The sequence below is a fragment of the Stenotrophomonas sp. 86156_Sma genome (assembly GCF_056481625.1).
The window spans coordinates 2521929-2538263 of the sequence record NZ_CM151157.1; the positions used below are offsets into that span (position 1 = coordinate 2521929).

A 16335-nucleotide genomic window follows, 5' to 3' on the forward strand; every position below is an offset into this window, starting at 1 on the left:
GGCTGGCCCCGAAGCACCGTCTTCTCCTCAGGCAAGACGAACGCGGGGTTGGACGCAGCCGTTCAGGCGTTCGGCCATCCACAGCAGGGTCGCCTTGCGGAAGCCGTGCAGCGCATGCTGGTGGCGGCGATAAAGCAGCGCATGGCTGAGATGTGCGAATCGTCCCTTGATCGACGCGCCACGGAAGAATCCGAAGTCTCCCAGCGTGCCAAAGGCGTTGTAATCGCTGATCGAAACGAGTGCACCGAAGTCACGGAACGCGAACTCGGGCAGCGGCCGGCCCTCCAGCCAGGCCGGAAGGTGGCGGGCCAGATGCTGCGCTTGCTGGGTGGCCACCTGCGCCGTGGGTGGCAGGGCGCGCGTGGCACCGGGCAAGGTCAGGCTTGCGGCATCCCCGAGCACGAAGACCGTGTCGTCCGTTGTGGATTGCAGGCTGGGGCGCACCCGCACCTGATTGGCATGATTGAGCTCCAGCCCATCCAGGCCCTCTGCAAACGTGATGCCTTTCACCCCAGCCGCCCAGACCATGAGGTCTGCGGGAACCAGGTTGCCATCGGCCTGACGGAAGCCTTCGGCCTCGGCGGCGATCACGGATGCCCCGGTCAGGACCTGGAAACCGATGTGGCGCAACTGGTGTGTGGCCGACGATGAGATCGCTGGGGTAAATGCCTGCAGGATGCGCGGGCCTCCCTCAAGCAGGGTCAGATCCAGGCGATCACGCAGGGTAGGGTCTGCATAGCTGGAAGCGAGTTCCAGCAACCGACTCAGTTCCGCAGCCAGCTCCACACCGGTGGCACCGCCCCCGACGATGGCCACACGCAGGCGCTCGTCCTGGGCCATGGCACGCATCACCCGGGTTCGAAGTGCATCGTTGAAGACTTCGGCCTGGGCCAGGCTGTCGATGAAGTGGCAGTGCTCGCGGACGCCGGGTGTGCCGAAATCATTTGCATGGCTGCCCATGGCGAGGATGAGCACGTCGTAGGGGATTCGATGCGCAGGTACCCGCAACTCTCCGTCGGGTGAGCGCAGGTCGCCGATAAGGACTTCCCGCGATTCCCGGTCCAGGCCGCGCATTTCCCCCGGCTGGTAAGTGAAGCCGTGCTCGCTGGCATGCGCAAGCAATACCACCTGTTGCTGCTGCAGGCTGCGCGTGCCCGCTGCCAGCGTGTGCAGCATGGGCTTCCAGATATGGGTGGGGCTCTTGTCCACCACAGTGATGGCAGCACGACCGCTGCGACCCAGCTGTTGGCCGAGCTGGGTCGCAAGCAGCAAGCCGCCGATGCCACCGCCGACGATGACGATTCTCTTCTGATCTGACATGGGGTGTGCCTGATGGCGCGAGGGCGAGGCCGTCCCGTGCCGGATGGGCTCAGACAATGACGTAGCCGCCATCGACAACGATCTCGGCACCGGTGACATAGGACGCTTCGTCACTGGCCAGGAACAGCACCACATTGGCAACTTCCTCTGCACGTCCGAAGCGACCGAGCGGGATGCGTGAGCGCATGCCATGGTTGGCGCCATCGTTGGCGATCAGGTCCTTGTTCTGTGGCGTATCGATGATGCCCGGGTGCACGGAGTTGACGCGGATGTTGAAGCTGGCGAACTCGGCAGCAGCCCCCTTGGCAAGCAGGCGGTTGGCGCCCTTGGACGGGCAATAGCCAGGATGGATGCCGGTGATGGCCACGAGTCCACAGATGGACGACATGTTCACGATCGAGCCCTTGCCCGCGCGCTTCATGTGCGGACTGACCGCCTTCATGCCGAGGAAATGGCTGTTGAGGTTGAGCTGGATGATGGCGTTGAAGCCTTCCAGCGTGGCGTTGTCCCAGGTATCAAAAGGACCGGGAAGCCCTGCATTGTTGACCAGGACGTCGACGCGGCCGTGCGCTGCGATGACCTGGTCGACCACGTCGTTCCACTGGTCTTCGCGGGTGACATCCAGGGGCAGGGCCGTGGCCGACAGACCTTCAGCACTGAGCTCCGCTGCAATGGCCTGTGCCGCGTCGGCGCGGATGTCAGTGATGAAGACGTGGGCGCCCTCGCGCGCGAACAGGCGGGCATCGGCTGCCCCCATGCCGGCCCCTGCGCCGGTGATGATTGCTACTTTGTCCTTCAAACGTGCCATGTGAACGCCTCTGTGCTGTGGATCATGGGTTGAGAGGCCCATGCGCTACGGCTCACTGGCCGGCGCCGGGTTCTGCGTCCATTGGGCGCTCTGGCAGCTCTCAATCCCATGTGCAGGCGTCCGCATTACCTGCGGGATTGTTCGTGCCTGGATTCTGCTAGTGTCCGCCTTGTCCATCACGCCCCTCGCCGAGGAACCGCATGGAAATCCGACCCGCCAGCGCGGACGACATCGAGACCATGTGGGCGATCTTCCAGGCCGCCATTGCGACGGAAGATGCGCTTCCGTTCGCCGGCACCTTCGAGGCCGGGACCTTTCGGAGCCATTGGTTTGGAGTGCAGCCGGCCTTTGCGGCCGTTCTGGAAGGGCGCGTGGCCGGAATGTACAAGATGGGTGCCAACTATCCAGACCTGGGAGCGCACGTGGCCAGCGCCACCTATGTGGTCGATCCTCGGGTACAAGGTCGCGGCATTGGCCGGGCGCTGGTGGAGCACAGTCTTGATCGAGCCAGATCGGAAGGCTTCCTGGCCATGCAGTTCAATTACGTGGTCAGTTCCAATGCGCCAGCGGTTGAGCTGTACCGGAAGCTGGGCTTTGCCGTGGTCGGGACGCTACCGGCGGCGTTTCGGCATCGAACGCTGGGGTTGGTTGATGTATATGTGATGCACCGCTTTCTATAGGGCGACGTGGAGGAGGGGGCTCACAGTAAGCGGCCGCCGCTGGTGCCGCGCACGAAGGCGGCAGCCAATCGCAGTGCATCGTCGCTGCCACGATCGCCACGCAGGGCATTCGCCAGTCGGCCGGGCGTGACTCCTGTCCAGCGGACAAGGTCGCGCGTGGCATGGGCCTGGTCGCTGTAGCCATGGCGTGCGGCTGCAGCGGCAATGCTCGTGGCTTCCTCATCAAGTGTGTGCAGAATTGCCTGCAGACGGCACACACGGGCGTACTCCTTCGGAGTCATGCCCACCGCAGCCAGAAAGCGGGATTGCAGGCCGCGCAGGGACATGCCAAGCCGCCGCGCCAGTTCGGCGATGCGCAGGTCACCCTCCATCGCATCCAGATCTGCTACGGCCTGTTCAACACGCTCGTCCAGGATGAAGCTGGCGCAACGATCCCGCAGGGCCTGCCAGAGAGGCTCGGGCGTGTTGATGACCGCACTGGCGCGTGCGGCGGCACTGAAGGTCTCGGCAAAGGAGGCATCCAGCGTGTACAGGTCAGGGGCCTGGTCACGAAGGCCGGGTAAGCGGGCACCGGCGATCAAGGCGCTCGCGGCCGGCTGCAGGCGCACACCGATGCAGAACACCGCACCAGCGGCTTGCAGCCGGATAGGCCCGCACTGCTGTGCAGCGAAACAGAACGGTAGATCGGAACGGATACGGCCATCTGCGCCATGCAGCTGCAGCGGCACGCCCAGTTCGGCCAGCAGCTCGCACCGGCCATCGGGATAGATGACCTGCACGTCATTCCCGGGTGCATCGTCGCGCAGCCACCAGATGCACTGGACGTGATGGCGGAGATCGTCGGGGGCAGGGTGCTCGCAGTAGTCCATGCGGCATCGGACGCCATCCTGCGCGTTTTTACAAGCGCCCTCGGTGTCCGTGCCGCTAGCCTGCAGCCAACCCATCCAGGAGGTCAGGACATGGTGAAGTCGAAGGTGGCGGTGTTGGGCGCAGGCCTTGCGTTTGGAAGTGGCGCGGCTATGGCCGCACCGGCCGAGTTTGACTGGCTGGCCGGGCATTGGTGTGGCGGTACCGAGGAGCGCAGGCTTGATGAGGTCTGGCTGCCCGAGGCCGGCGGCGCTTTGCTTGGGATGTCGCGCACGCTGAGCCACGGCGACATGGAGTCATTCGAGTACATGCGCCTGGTGCCTGCAGGCAAAGCGGCTGGCCTGCATGTGCAGCCCAATGGCGTGGCATCAACCACGTTTGTCATTGCTGACCATGGTGCGAACTGGGTCGTGTTCGAGAACCCGCAGAATGACTTCCCGAAGCGAATCGAGTACCGGCGTGATGGCACTGCGCTGAAGGCGAGCATCTCCGGTCCGGGAGATGATGGGAAGATCCTGCGGATTCCGTTTGACTATCGTCGTTGTGTTGCACGCGCGCGATTTTGAATCTACATGTAATTGATTCGTAAGGGGGTTGATTGGCTTTTGCGCCACAATCGCGCTTGAGCCAGTGCTGTTGAGCTGGTCATTGCACAACGCTGGGGCGTGAAGTTGGTGCAGCGTCAATGCACGGCTCACAATTTGGGGCAAAGCCAATGGGGCGGCAGCGTGCGTCGCTGCAGTTCAGTCCGCGCCTTCAATCTCTTGGGGGGTGGGCTTTGCCCTACGAGCTGCCGATGATCGTCCTCAAGCAGATTTCGAAGGATTGGGGGGGGAGGCTATCAGGAAGGTAATGAAGGCCTTCCTTCAGGCCGGCCCCGCCTCTTGATAGAGGCGAGGCACGGAGCAGGGGTTGGCTGCGGTGCCGCTCGAGATCGAGCCAGCATTGCGCAGGGCTCCGTCACGTCAGGAGCTTAGAGAAGGGGACGGGCGATGCGCCAGCTGGAGAGTGTGCTATCCGAACGCCACGCGCAGTTCGTGTGGATGGCTCGTATCCAACAGTGCAATGGGACTGGGCGATCTATAGCGCTCCGGAAGCGCGCTCAAGTTGCCCTCATGCTCCGAGAGGAGAATGCCCTCCGCGTAGCCTTGGGCGAGCACCGCCAATCTCACTCGTAGATCGAATTCCGCGTTGCTCATCACCAGTCGCGGACTGGAATGGCTGAACTTGTCCAAGAGCTCATCTACGAAGCTCAAGTAGTTGGGGTGAATAGCTCGATAGCGCCCACCTGGCATCGTCGCGGCGTAGCTGCTCCATCCATCCGGAGCCGGCTGATCCTGAGCTCCGGCGACTCGCTCACCTTGATGGCTAAAGGACTGATCTGATCGACCTCGTCGGGAACCTTTGGCTGCATTCTGGTCAATGTGACGGAGGATTGGGTCTGAGTCGTCCTCAAGGTCCGTATGGCTTGCGCGTCGTGCTGTGTCTGCGCCTGCTGGTGGTGATTGTTGGTCTAGGTGTGTCGTGAGTCTGTACCTTTTAGCGTTGCAGACCCTCCTGGCCTGGCGTAGCGCCAGGCCAGGAGGGAGGTCCACAAGGCTGGAAATCCTGCTGGGATCAATGTGCGCCCCTGGAGTTACGATCAGCCGACTTGTACGCCTTTGCTCCGCGCACCAGTTGAGGTAGGCCTGTAAGTACGCCGCAGCAGTGGGGTGGGGCTGCCTCTGCAAGGCGGAAGCTGACTCATTCATAAGGTCAAAGCCGCACGCACAGGTGAGCAACTTCGTGGGCGTGCCGGCGACTGTCACCGGAAATCCATTGCATCGTGGGCAATTCTGGCGCAGGCGAACGCCATGCCAAGGACACGTGGAAATCCAGGGCAGCTGATGCAGTGTGGTGTGATACCCGAGTCTGATGCATGGAAGGCAGTACCTCAACCTGAGATGGGAGGGCAGTCTCGGGTCGTCAGTTATGAACGGATACCACGCCGCTAAGTCCCACTCGGGCGGAGTCTCGATCCCAAGGGTTGTAGAGAGCGCCTCTTGTTGTACTTGCGAGGTCGTCAGGCTCAAGAGCAGGTTGATGTGTCTGTTTGGCTTGATTCCGAGGAGCTGTGAGTACTCCGTGACCCGCCTGGCCTGGTTCAGTCGCGATAGCCTCGCGACGCAGCCAAAAGCCGATTGGTATGGAACAAGTCGGAGGTTGCCTCCGACCAGCTGAGTGCCGCTCCTCATTTGCCTGCGGCCCTATTTCTTGAGCTTTCGAAGCCGGCGTATGCGCTGCGCAGGAGAGCTTCATCGATGTGCTGGGTAGTAAGTCCTTCGAAATCGCTGCGCCCAGCGGCGATCTTGGTGAGTAGGTGGTAAACAAACTGGTTGAAAGAGGCCATGAGCCAATCCCTGGGGACGGGATAGTTGCCTTGATTGGCAAGGTTCTCAATTCGTTCGCGTATCGCTTCGGTCTCCTTCTCAAGGCGCCAGCCAACGCTGTAAGCATAGGGTGCGAATGCTTCGGTGTAGGTCTTTCCGCCCTCGTCCGGCCATCTCATAACTTGGTCAAGCTGACGAAATGCCAAGGCGACGTCACATGCGTCCTGCACGTCAGCGTCCTCCTTCGGGATGTCCCAGAGAAGCCCGGTAAAAGGATGGCTGTCGACAAAGAATCGGCCATACAGATGTGGCGGCGCCAGTTGACTAAGATCGTCTGCGCCTCCAATCACGCTGTTGCTCTGGTGGATGAAGAGAAAGAACGGTTGCACTGATGATCCGAGGAAGTGGTTCTGAAGCTTTGCAAGGTGGGCATAGTCCTTGAGCGTGAGCTGCTCAGCGGTATCGATCGCAATCACGACCACGTCGGCCGATGCTCTAGCGGCTTCCTGCTCAATTGCCCGGATGATCCTGAGGAGGAGATCCTGCGGGCTGGCTACGGTTGTTGCCCTCATGCCCAGTCCAAGGATGACCTCGCGGAAGAAGTTGCCTTCGCTAGGGGTAGTCGGTTTTCCGACGACCATCCGGAGGAATCCAATAGGAAAAGGTCGCCAAGAAGTGGTGGTTTCAAGTATTCGCGTGGCAGTTGACTTCCCACACCGGCCATCGCCAATGATCCTCAGGCTCGGCCGCCCATACTCCAGGCACGTGGCGAATCCAGATGCCATTCGCAGTAAGGGGAGAGTCTGGATATTGGGGCGATGTCGCGCGTGCATTGGGTGGTTCTCAAGGCTCGCCGGGGCCTTCATCAGCGGAGCCTCGTGTTGAACGTGGCCCTGCGGATTCCCATCAGTGGAGAGCCTTGCCCCTGACTGTTGGTCGTGGAAGGTTGCTTGGGCACGTCGCCAGCTGCCATGAGCGAGGCGCTGTCCCTGATGCCAGCGGCCGCCGATCGGACGGCTGCGTGATAGGCCTCAATGTTGTCGGCTAAACAGTAGTTACCGGGCTCCCGTGACGCGTCGCTCTTCGCCCAGCGTGCCGCGCGCTTCCTGATCGACAGCGTGTGGGCCACGCTCGCATATGGGGCGAGAGCGTGAAGTGTGAGTACACGCTTACCGCCTCTCCAGAGGGTCAGCTTGCGAATGTCTTGCCAGTCTTCGTAGGTTGCGTCAAACGACTGCCCAATCAGGTGCCACTGTCCAGACAGTGTTGGTGACCTGTACCTAGCGTGGTCGAGATAGACGAGGGGAGGTACACCACTCCTTCTGGAGCCTCTGATGGTCACCTTCATCCGCCTAACGGTCATGTTTCTCACGTCATCTTCGGTGCCAGGTGCATGCCACACCCACTCCCCAGATGCCAGATGCTCATCAATGATTCGCTTGGGCGACCTCGGTTCGCGAGTGGACCGGCTCGTCACATTGTGCGAGGTAACATAGGTGTCAATGAGGTCTTTCAAGACCTCCAGGAGGATGGGGTGGTCTTTCCCGTCAAGCTTTGTAGTGACTTGACGCTCATTCACTTGCGTTGCGGGAGCAAAGCCGCCGGCGATGTGGCGCAGCAGGCCATTCTCAATCTTCTTGAATAGAGCCTCGATGTAGGGGCGACCTTCGCCCATCCCGGATCGTCCAAAGTGCAGGATTCCCTTGTGATGATCAATGAGATTTCGGACTGTCATCTTGGCGTGATGGGATGAGTCGTTGTCCATTGCGATCATTGCGCTTCTCATCACTACCTCATCCACTAGGTAGATCGACGGCATCCATGCATTAGTCGAGTAGCTTAAGTTCGACGTGCTCAGATCCCTTGGTTGCCAGGGGCTCATGATCTTCGCGAACAGGCTGACTACATCGTGTTGCTCGTACTTCCGGCCAAGCACCATTTCCCATCCAAGGATGGCGCCACTCCCGACATCAACAACTGCCAGTAGCCAGATCCGACTAATCTTCTCTAGCCGGAATGAGCCGTCCGCCATCGGCATGGCCAGCCATGCGTCGATGTCGACGGAATGCTCGTCGTACTCAACTCGATCAAATGGCCGAATGCTGAGTAGGTTCTCGATTCGGGTGGAAGTAGGCTCATCCGCAGCCAAGAGCATCTCACTTTCGCTCTTTGTGCCTCGGATGCGCCTTATGAGGGAGGTTAGTGCTCGTCTTCCCTTGTCGCGGATGTTGAGCGGATACATGGCCTGAAAGCCCTTCCCAGTCAGCACCTTCACGAACTGGGAATGCAGTCTGTCGAACGCGGGGCTCCTTTTGGACTTCGCTGGCAAGGCGCCCTTGAATCTTGCGACTGCATCGCCGAGCTCGGGGATGGCTTGCATGACGGCATCCATGGCGAACGGATGTGAACTATCGGGGACGACCGAATTGTTGCGATCTGACACGCTGAATCGCGCATAGGGAATGCAGGCTCGGTATCCGACTCGATGACCGCTTTCGTCGAAGAGCAGTGCGGTCCGGATCATTCGAGAGAGGGTATTTCGCGGCACGCCCCATCGAAGGGCTGCGTCGACCAAGGTTGCCCCATCAAGGACGCTGGTGAGTGCGGACAGACGGGCTTGAAATTCCGACTGTTGATCAGCTGGAAGTACGATCCCATTTGGCCTTGGAGTTGCCCGGATCGACTCGAGGTCGACGGCATTGAACTTGGAACTCATGCGTCGGCCCTCCAGATCCTTGATCGCCCCGTCATTCGAGGAAATGCATCGGTCGCCAGAAATCCGACGTGAAGCAACTCAGCCACGACCCCCTGAATGTGAGTTCGAGGGTGGTGCCTAAGCTCATGGATGAGTTCATCTGCACTGATGCTGCCGCTTCGCTCGATGGTCGCGGCGATTTCCTGTCGCAACGCCAGGCTGCTCCCCAGATCCTTGGCTGACTGGCAGAACCCGAGCAGTTGGTAGCAGAGCTCATTCCTGCCGCCGGGCGCCTTGAGTTCGTCCTCCGTGATTAGCCGCAAAGAGATGCCTGCATCCTTGGCTGCTGAACGAAGCCGGTCCAGCTCGCGAGGACGACGCTTGCCATCCACGCCGGGTACTGTCTGCGAATTCGGAATGACGTTTGCATAGATCTCCTGGCCTCCGCGCCTCTGAAACCAGAAATGCAGCTCCATGCTGTCAAGTCCTACCGGGATGGACCGAGGCCTCTCGGTCACGGCCGCCACTGATGGATCAAACTCCAATTGCAGCCGAAGCGCGAGTTGCAGGGGGCCGTGTACGGTAACCGTCCGGTTCTCTTTCGGGCTAAAGAAGGTGAAGATGTCCCCCCTCTTGATCTGGCCAGCGGTGAGTTCACGGGGGACCAGCGGTCGATCCGTCCCATTGTGGAGCGGGTCGGAGGCGCGTGCAGACGCTACGCCTTGGAACGGGCTCACGGGATTGGTCGCGTGGTTGCTCATGCTGCCTCCTTGTGGATGACTGCAGTTCGCATGGTCGAGGAGTGGCGCTGCGCAATCGCGATTGCGGGATGACTCAATGCATGGGCAGCTGAGTGTTGGATCTTCATCGATCGACTTCCCGGTTGGCCTCGGAGAATGAGGCTCGGTACTGGCGGCAATGGCCAGCAGGGTCATTAGGGATTTCGGGCATGGGGCGCCGTGCCGGCTGCCATACGGTGGCAGTCGGCGCGCGCAGATGCCCGCTCAAGCAGCTTTGCTGCTTGACACGAAGTCGGAATTGCGGGAGCCTACATTCGTTATCGTAGAGCTTCACCTCCTCTCGCTCCGGCGAGAGGCTATCGCCTCCGTTGCTGCGGGGGCGATTTCATTTCCGGGGTCGGAGATTTGATGGGCTGGGGGGGGTAAATGCCTCCTTCGAAGCTGGAGTTATGGCGTCAAGCCATTCAGGGGCGCACTGTGCGCCCAAGTGAGTTTCAGCAGATCAGAAGTGGTGCGGGCCTTTTGGCTTCGGCCTCAGCTCGCGTGCTTAGGCATTACAGCGAGTTCAGCCACTCAGCGACATCTCGCGTTTTGGCGAACAACCCCCGCCGACCTGGCAGCGGAAAGGTGCGAACCGGCAAAAGATCGCGCTGGACGGCTCGGCCGAAGGTGCGGCCGTTTGGAAAGCCAAGGTTCCGCTGGAGGTCGCTGCCGCCCATGAGCTCCCCATGCCGCTCTAGCAGCTCGCGACTGAGTTCGGTGGAGACTGCTGCTTCTGGATTCTGGATAGGCATGACCCAACTCCTAGCTACCGTTGGGCTCCATCATGCACAATTGCAGCCAGTTCTAGGGGATTCTTTAGTCCCGCTTCAGAAGATCCATAAGCATGCCTCGTGGCAAGATTCCAACCGATGGGGCGCTGGTCGTCCGTAATAGCGTGTGGGCCTGCGTTGTACGAAGGCTGCATGGCGATCGGCTGACTTGGGATGACCTTGATCAGTCGCTCTTGCCCAGAGTTGGGCTCGATGTACACGCCCAAGCGGCGAACGGTCGTCCCCGATCCTTCTACCGGATCTTCAGCAAGGGGCATCATCCAGGGAGGCTGCGCGGCCCTGGTGGATACTTGATCGACTCGGTGCATCGGGATCCAGCGTTCGCGGCTGCAAAGGAGGCCTTTGAGCATCCGATCTGGATGATCTGCGGCGCAGGGGCTCCCACTGCGGAGCAGCTGCGAGGCGTACGTCGATCGCTAATGGAGCGTCTTGGGCTACTGATGCCGTCCATTACTGAACGCCTGGTGGCTTTTCATCACCAACTCCCTGGCTTCAGCAGCTATGCGCCTAGTCGAGTAGATGCCTTGGAGTCCATGTTTAACGTGGCCGAAGTTGGCTCCTTGGACGCGATAGGCCTGTGTGCGTGCAATTATCTGTTGGCCATAGACAGCGGTAGGCTCGAGACTGCAATAGATGTCCGGGACGCACTGCGATGGGCAGTTGTTCGTTTTTGTGCTGTTTGGGGATTGCGTCCCGACGCATGCGCGACAATCCAGCTGTTGATGGAGCAGCGGGTGGTCAGGCTCCGGCGGGGATCGCTCTTGCCAAAGGATGTTGGGTTTCCACTCGGCCAAACGGAGTCCGGCACACTTGGTGGCAATCTGGCGAGTGGTGTGTTCTTTGAAGATGACTATCCGTGCATGCTTCCGGTAACTCCGCGGACGGGCGGGGCGGAGGCATTCTTCGCCCGGTTCCACGTGCACTATCTTGCCTTCGTGGAAGATCTTGCAAGGCAAAGGATGGTCGAGCAGCAGGCTGAGTCTGATCTCGGCGGATCTTGGCCGCCCCAGGACGCTGTTGATGATCTGTTTCTTGGCTTGCTGGACGTGCCGGAGGATGTTTGTCACGGTGAGGTGACAACTCTCACGCAGTTTGCGTTGATCAGCCCAGTAGCTGCATGCGTGGCGGAAGTTCTGCCCATTTCTAGCGAGGGAAGTTCCTCCTACGCCCGCATCAAGCCTCTGGGTCGGGAGCTTTTGGGGGTCCGGCAGTCTGTTGAAGTGCTGGTTGACGTTGAGCATCCGCGTCCCATGGTTGGGATGCTGGGAGTTGCACCTCCAGGATCTCCCGTTTCCTTGGAGTAGCGCGACTCCGAGGGGAGGGGAGGCGGGCTCAGGTTTTGGCCAAAGCAAGAGGGGCGATAGGCGGTTGTGGTCGATACGCTTGCGCGCCCTTCTGGGGCGCGCCACGCCAAGAGGCCATCGAGGTCAATCAGCCCCCGCCGGGGTCACCTTCAAAAGGGCTGCCTCTTTAGTGATCGGATTCATTGAGGCATCAAAGTAGTGGACATGCGGTCTACGGGTTCCGTCCCTGAAAGCGTACGTCGTTGTGATAAATACACCGCTTCCAGAGCTCGTCAGATACACATCATCTATGCTCTCGATATTTGGGTGTTCGCTCAGTTCCTTGCACTTTCGTCCCAGCGCTTCGAAGTTTGATCCAAGTGCCTTACGAAGCTCATCTTCGGCCGATAGTGACTCATCGGGATTGTAGTGGCCTGAGCCTACTCGATCGCATTCGCTCCAGGGCGTCGCGGCCTTGATCTTATGGAACTTTAAGTCGTAGCCGTCCACTATCCCCTCGTAGACAGCAACCGGCCGGCGGGCCATGACTTCGAGAATTCGCGATTTTTCGTCGGATCTGATGCGGGGGCCAAGATAGATTGACTTGAGCGCGGTGTCGGTGTGTGGTTTGGGGCCGGGCTGGCCAGCCAGATAGCGCCATTCCTTCTCATGTCGCCACTCCTCGCGCTTCTGGGTCAGTCGTCTATTGACGAGTAGCAGAGGATCGGCAAATGCTAGGGACTGGAAGCTCACTGGGTTAGGAGCCTTCGAGTCGTAGACGACCTTCATTAGGAGTTCACGGCTTAGCAATCCGATCTCTAGTTCCGCAGTATCGAATTCTAGGCACATGCCACCAAAGCTGCTGCCGTAGTAGGCCCACAGCGGGTAGTCCAGCTGGTTAACTGACATCGAAATCAAGCCTGATTCCTTGGCGATCTTTGCAGTTGTCTCAAGGATGCGGGTGCCAATGGCTACTAGGCTTGGCGGTAGTAGAATCGCCATGGCATCGTCTGCGGTTGCCACCTCGAACAGAGCCTCCATTGGATCATTCATCTGGTCAAATCGTGGGGCATATAGATAACTTTTCTCCAGCGCGTCAAGCTCGCGCGTGAACAAAGACTTCTCGCCCAACGGCCGGTAGCGGTAGAGCAAGTCAGGTTGCATCTTTTCTTCTTTGGATTTCATGTTGAGAGTTGCTTACATGTGGCTGGCGGGTGATGACCACTTGCGGCTACAACTCGCGCTCGCTGATGCATCGTCACCGGCACGCTGCGAACACGAAGGTAATCTTGGGTGCGAGGATGGTCGGAGTGGCAGGGCGCCGAGTAGGCCCTCGCCCTTTCTCTCCAGTGGTGGTTGGTCACTACCGCAGTTGCGCCTCAGGCCATTGCGCGACGTGGTCCGGCGCCCTTGCGGCGTCGACGATACCCCTTCTTTCCAAGTCGGCCGAGTCAAATGAGTAGTGTTCTCGATCTCTGCTGTAGGGGCTAGTCGGCTCGCGAGTGGGCTTAGGCGTTCACGCGCAGGTGGAGGGGAGGGTTCGCTTACTTCTGCCCGCGGCTTGCGAATTTGAAAGCTGGAGAGGTGGGGTCGTACGTGCGCCCGCGATCATGTAGACGGCGGGCGCACGAGACTGCATAACCTCAAAGGCCTGGAGGGCTCCAGCTTAAGGCTCAGCCGATGAATCCAATGGCTCTTTCTTGCTTGGCAAAGCCGTTGTGAGGGTCGTGAGAGAGGTACTCATGCAGCTTTTTCGTAGCGTTCGAATAGAGCGTATCCATATCCTGGACCCAAGATTCAGCGGGCTGGTCGCCTTCGAAAGAATGAACTGCGTACTCCGGGTTCATCTTGTTGTACCGAACCGCAATTGGGATGGATATGCTGCGCTTGGGGTGAGAATCTGGGCCGTGGTCAAAAATGATGCCGATGCCGAAGACTAGAGTCCCTTCATCGGTTATTGATTTGTTACTCGGTGCGCCCCTTTTGGGTTTGCTTCTGTCGGACAGGTCAACGAGCTCAACATAGGGGCGCTCTTCCGTTCCGTCATATGTGGTCCAGGATGCCTGAGGAAGTCTGAGCTTTTCCTCAAAGTGGTCGCATACTTCCTGGGCGTGGTGCATTAGCCTCCTTTCCCACAGCAGGTACTGCTCGCGCTGAGTTTTCCATGCTTTGTTCAGCTCTTCGTAGTTCATGACGAAATGTACTCCTTCTAGTCGTCAGTCAGTAGCCTGATTCCCTGGATGCAGGGCACGGTTGCGTTGTCTACTCATAACGAACCGCTCGCGGCTCGATGGATAGCTGGAACTTGATTCTGATGCGGGCTTCTTCTCAGTAGGGCATGCCTTCCATGCGCTGAGCATTCGTGGGGGTGCCCCGCGAGATTTGGCCAGATGCAGGCCTTCTCCGGTGCAGTCTGGCATTCGGCGCTACTCCGCCCGGAAGCTGTATGTCCAACCATTCATGGTCCGGTGTTCGGGTTCGGAGCCAGATCGGCCCTCTAGAATCATCGTTGTCCTGAAGGAATCCAGAATTGGTGGGCGGGAGGAGGTTCCAATCAGCGCAAGGGGGATTGTCTGCACCCCGATCAGATCTGTGTGACTGAAGTCTATGAGGACCCGATCTCCGAAGCAGTTGGTGATGCCCCTGAAGCCCACATCGATCGATGTCGTAGTCTCCTCTTGATCAAGCTTCACGCCATCGCTGTCGACCCGAACTACTGCCGCGCTGACGAATTGATAGGGTGAGCCTTCATAGAAGGTGGTGGTCTTGGTGAGGTCTGAGACTATGTGCGCTCGGGCGATTCCATTCTTGCTCGCATCGATGGTGAGGGTCGACAGTGTGCAAGGCGAGGCCGAGGCTTGGATGGCGGTTGACAGTAGTAGTCCGGCGATGATGGTTGAAGCAAATGGGGATTCCATGAATGGCTCCTTGCAAGGATTCTTTGCGTTTTGCCTTGTGATGCTTGGCAGCGGATCTGCTCAGGATCCCGGCCGGATCAGAAGTGCCTGTAAGGGCGTTAGCGGCCGGCAATGCTTTAGATGAAGGCCGGTAGTGGCGGCGTTCTATCTGTTGATACGGCCAGTTCCGATCGGTTGATCGCACGTTACCCAAGTGGCATGGCAACGCATCTAGTTCAACCAGGCCTAGATGCAACTGGCCCTCAATCTTGGGTTGCAAGCGCTCCCGCTGGGTGTTGCTACCGGGCGCCAGGGGCTGAGGTGCGCTAGTCGACTAAGCGGCGAAACGCTAGATCGATGGGTGGGGCAGGCCGGCCTCAATGTATTGACGTCGTTCGATTGCTGGGCGCCGCGACCTGGAGCTGGTTAGCCTGGGAAGGGCCTTCAAGCAGCACACACGTCGCAGCCGCGTAGTGCGGCGTGAGCTTGAGAGCCGAGGACCGGTAGTCCTGCACCCACCGACAGAGTGTCGTGAGGCTAGAGTGGCTTTCGGTCCTGCCTGAGTGAGGACGAGGGGGCGCCGTCTAGCTCATGGAGATGGGGTAAGGAACCCCATCTCCATCAAGATGCCCGCAATCAGCCAAGGCTATGCACTAGATGGTGGAAGAGATGTTGAAGTCATCAATAGACTTCTGCATTTCGTAGGCCTTTTCAAGGTGCTTGCCATAGTCGGCGTGAAATTCGTTCCACTTCACGAACTTGATATAGCTGTGATTGCCTCGGTAGGTCTTTCCTCCGGAGTGATCTGTGCAGGTTCCAGCCTCAGGCCTCTTCGTGTTGAATGCATTCCGCTGGAGGATGCCGAAGGTTCGATCGGTTCTTAACGTGACCGAGGTGCAGTTGGGGCATTTCTTATCCTCAAAGAAGTAGCTATAGCTGCCTTCGGCGTTCGGAAGCACAATGCCAAGCAGCGCATTGGGACCGCTCTGCCTGCCGTTCCGAGTCTTATGCCTCAACGAATAGCTTATTTCCCAAGGCATCCACTGATCTCTCTCTGAAACCGCGGACTCGCGCATTCCAGGCGATACCATGATCAGGGTCAGGGTACTGTCATAGATTCTCTCGCGCAGCTGTGAGGCAATCGCCTCATCCGAGAACGAGACAAGACTTTCGCCGTCTTCCTCGCCTTTATTGATGTGATCGCCCTCTTCTAACTTTGCCTGAAGCAGATCGACATAGTCCCGAACCGTGGTCCTGAGCCCATTCCCGGGAAGGTGCAGAACCTGACTATCTGCGTACTTGTACGAAACGAAGATCTTTCGACCCATAAATCCCCCTGATGCGTGACAGTGTTGATGCTAGCGCGCGCCCACGGCGCGTTCGATCCAGTTCTGAATGTTGCTGGAGATGATTCCGTACACCTCTTGGCTGTTCCTGCCGGAAGGGTCGTAAAGAGGTACAGTCGTGCTCAGGGGTTGGCCATCAATCCGAACGAAGTCGAACGGATTACCTCCAGGGCTGGACGGCACCCGGTCTGAGTTCAGTAGGCGATGGATACGGATACCGAAGACGCCCATGCCCTTACTCCAAGATTTCTCTATCTCATACCGCACCCAGCGTCGCTGTGAGGTTTGAGCTCCAACGAGCACAACGGTACAGCTTCGATTCTCGAGCTGGCTATTGATCCAGCGGGCTATGGCTGCGTCGCCACCAAGCTTGATCTTTTCCCAGTCGTTGTCGTTGGCCGATGCATTTCCTTCGATCGATCCGATCTGGCGAACCATCGCCGCTCGCCACGCATCAGATTGATAGTGGAAGCTATAGAAGACTCTGCGTGTCATTG

Annotated in this window: 15 protein-coding genes; 3 read left to right on the forward strand and 12 right to left on the reverse strand. The window is 59.2% G+C overall.

Going from position 1 to position 16335, the window contains the following annotated elements; genetic code table 11:
- Nucleotides 1-27 precede the first annotated feature (27 nt).
- Both ACZK33_RS11825 and ACZK33_RS11830 read right to left on the reverse strand, forming a co-directional pair.
- Nucleotides 28-1419 (reverse strand): NAD(P)/FAD-dependent oxidoreductase, encoded by a 1392-nt coding sequence (locus ACZK33_RS11825; RefSeq protein WP_478455053.1) that lies wholly within the window; start codon nucleotides 1417-1419, stop codon nucleotides 28-30.
- Nucleotides 1370-2128, reverse strand: coding sequence for an SDR family NAD(P)-dependent oxidoreductase (locus tag ACZK33_RS11830; protein ID WP_154352553.1), 759 nt, complete (start codon nucleotides 2126-2128; stop codon nucleotides 1370-1372). Before ACZK33_RS11830 ends, ACZK33_RS11825 begins: the two co-directional genes overlap by 50 nt.
- 200 nt (nucleotides 2129-2328) lie before the next feature.
- On the opposite strand from ACZK33_RS11830, the gene ACZK33_RS11835 reads away from it, so the two are divergent.
- On the forward strand, nucleotides 2329-2808 hold the full coding sequence (locus tag ACZK33_RS11835) for a GNAT family N-acetyltransferase (RefSeq protein WP_107431839.1): 480 nt from the start codon (nucleotides 2329-2331) through the stop codon (nucleotides 2806-2808).
- A gap of 20 nt (nucleotides 2809-2828) precedes the next feature.
- Here the strand turns inward: ACZK33_RS11835 and ACZK33_RS11840 are convergent, their stop codons facing one another.
- On the reverse strand, nucleotides 2829-3677 hold the full coding sequence (locus ACZK33_RS11840; RefSeq protein WP_423174124.1) for a helix-turn-helix domain-containing protein: 849 nt from the start codon (nucleotides 3675-3677) through the stop codon (nucleotides 2829-2831).
- Between the two features lie 90 nt (nucleotides 3678-3767).
- Here ACZK33_RS11840 and ACZK33_RS11845 point away from each other — a divergent pair, with 90 nt between their 5' ends.
- Complete coding sequence (locus tag ACZK33_RS11845) at nucleotides 3768-4241, forward strand: DUF6265 family protein (RefSeq protein WP_478455056.1); 474 nt, start codon at nucleotides 3768-3770, stop codon at nucleotides 4239-4241.
- A gap of 1664 nt (nucleotides 4242-5905) precedes the next feature.
- Here the strand turns inward: ACZK33_RS11845 and ACZK33_RS11850 are convergent.
- From ACZK33_RS11850 to ACZK33_RS11865, 4 genes are all read right to left on the reverse strand, one after another.
- Complete coding sequence (locus ACZK33_RS11850) at nucleotides 5906-6910, reverse strand: ATP-binding protein (RefSeq protein ID WP_323162599.1); 1005 nt, start codon at nucleotides 6908-6910, stop codon at nucleotides 5906-5908.
- Nucleotides 6910-8760, reverse strand: a complete 1851-nt coding sequence (locus ACZK33_RS11855; protein ID WP_180855197.1) for a hypothetical protein — start codon at nucleotides 8758-8760, stop codon at nucleotides 6910-6912. The genes ACZK33_RS11850 and ACZK33_RS11855 overlap by 1 nt, the downstream gene beginning before the upstream one ends.
- Nucleotides 8757-9500, reverse strand: a complete 744-nt coding sequence (locus ACZK33_RS11860; RefSeq protein ID WP_180855195.1) for a hypothetical protein — start codon at nucleotides 9498-9500, stop codon at nucleotides 8757-8759. The genes ACZK33_RS11855 and ACZK33_RS11860 overlap by 4 nt, the downstream gene beginning before the upstream one ends.
- 533 nt (nucleotides 9501-10033) lie before the next feature.
- Nucleotides 10034-10273, reverse strand: coding sequence for a hypothetical protein (locus ACZK33_RS11865; RefSeq protein ID WP_099596089.1), 240 nt, complete (start codon nucleotides 10271-10273; stop codon nucleotides 10034-10036).
- A gap of 329 nt (nucleotides 10274-10602) precedes the next feature.
- On the opposite strand from ACZK33_RS11865, the gene ACZK33_RS11870 reads away from it, so the two are divergent.
- Nucleotides 10603-11616 carry a hypothetical protein gene (locus ACZK33_RS11870; RefSeq protein ID WP_180855193.1) on the forward strand — a complete coding sequence of 338 codons (1014 nt, stop codon included), beginning with the start codon at nucleotides 10603-10605 and terminating at the stop codon, nucleotides 11614-11616.
- A 123-nt stretch (nucleotides 11617-11739) separates the two neighbouring features.
- Here ACZK33_RS11870 and ACZK33_RS11875 read toward each other — a convergent pair whose 3' ends face one another.
- From ACZK33_RS11875 to ACZK33_RS11895, 5 genes are all read right to left on the reverse strand, one after another.
- Nucleotides 11740-12780 carry a DUF2971 domain-containing protein gene (locus tag ACZK33_RS11875; protein WP_180855191.1) on the reverse strand — a complete coding sequence of 347 codons (1041 nt, stop codon included), beginning with the start codon at nucleotides 12778-12780 and terminating at the stop codon, nucleotides 11740-11742.
- 488 nt (nucleotides 12781-13268) lie between these two features.
- A complete protein-coding gene (locus ACZK33_RS11880; protein WP_180855189.1) occupies nucleotides 13269-13787 on the reverse strand; it encodes a hypothetical protein in 519 nt (172 codons plus the stop codon).
- A gap of 234 nt (nucleotides 13788-14021) precedes the next feature.
- Nucleotides 14022-14513: a hypothetical protein gene (locus ACZK33_RS11885; RefSeq protein ID WP_180855186.1), complete on the reverse strand. Its 492-nt coding sequence runs from the start codon at nucleotides 14511-14513 to the stop codon at nucleotides 14022-14024.
- A 632-nt stretch (nucleotides 14514-15145) separates the two neighbouring features.
- On the reverse strand, nucleotides 15146-15820 hold the full coding sequence (locus tag ACZK33_RS11890; RefSeq protein ID WP_180855184.1) for a TIR domain-containing protein: 675 nt from the start codon (nucleotides 15818-15820) through the stop codon (nucleotides 15146-15148).
- A gap of 30 nt (nucleotides 15821-15850) precedes the next feature.
- Complete coding sequence (locus tag ACZK33_RS11895) at nucleotides 15851-16333, reverse strand: TIR domain-containing protein (protein ID WP_180855182.1); 483 nt, start codon at nucleotides 16331-16333, stop codon at nucleotides 15851-15853.
- Nucleotides 16334-16335: the final 2 nt, after the last annotated feature.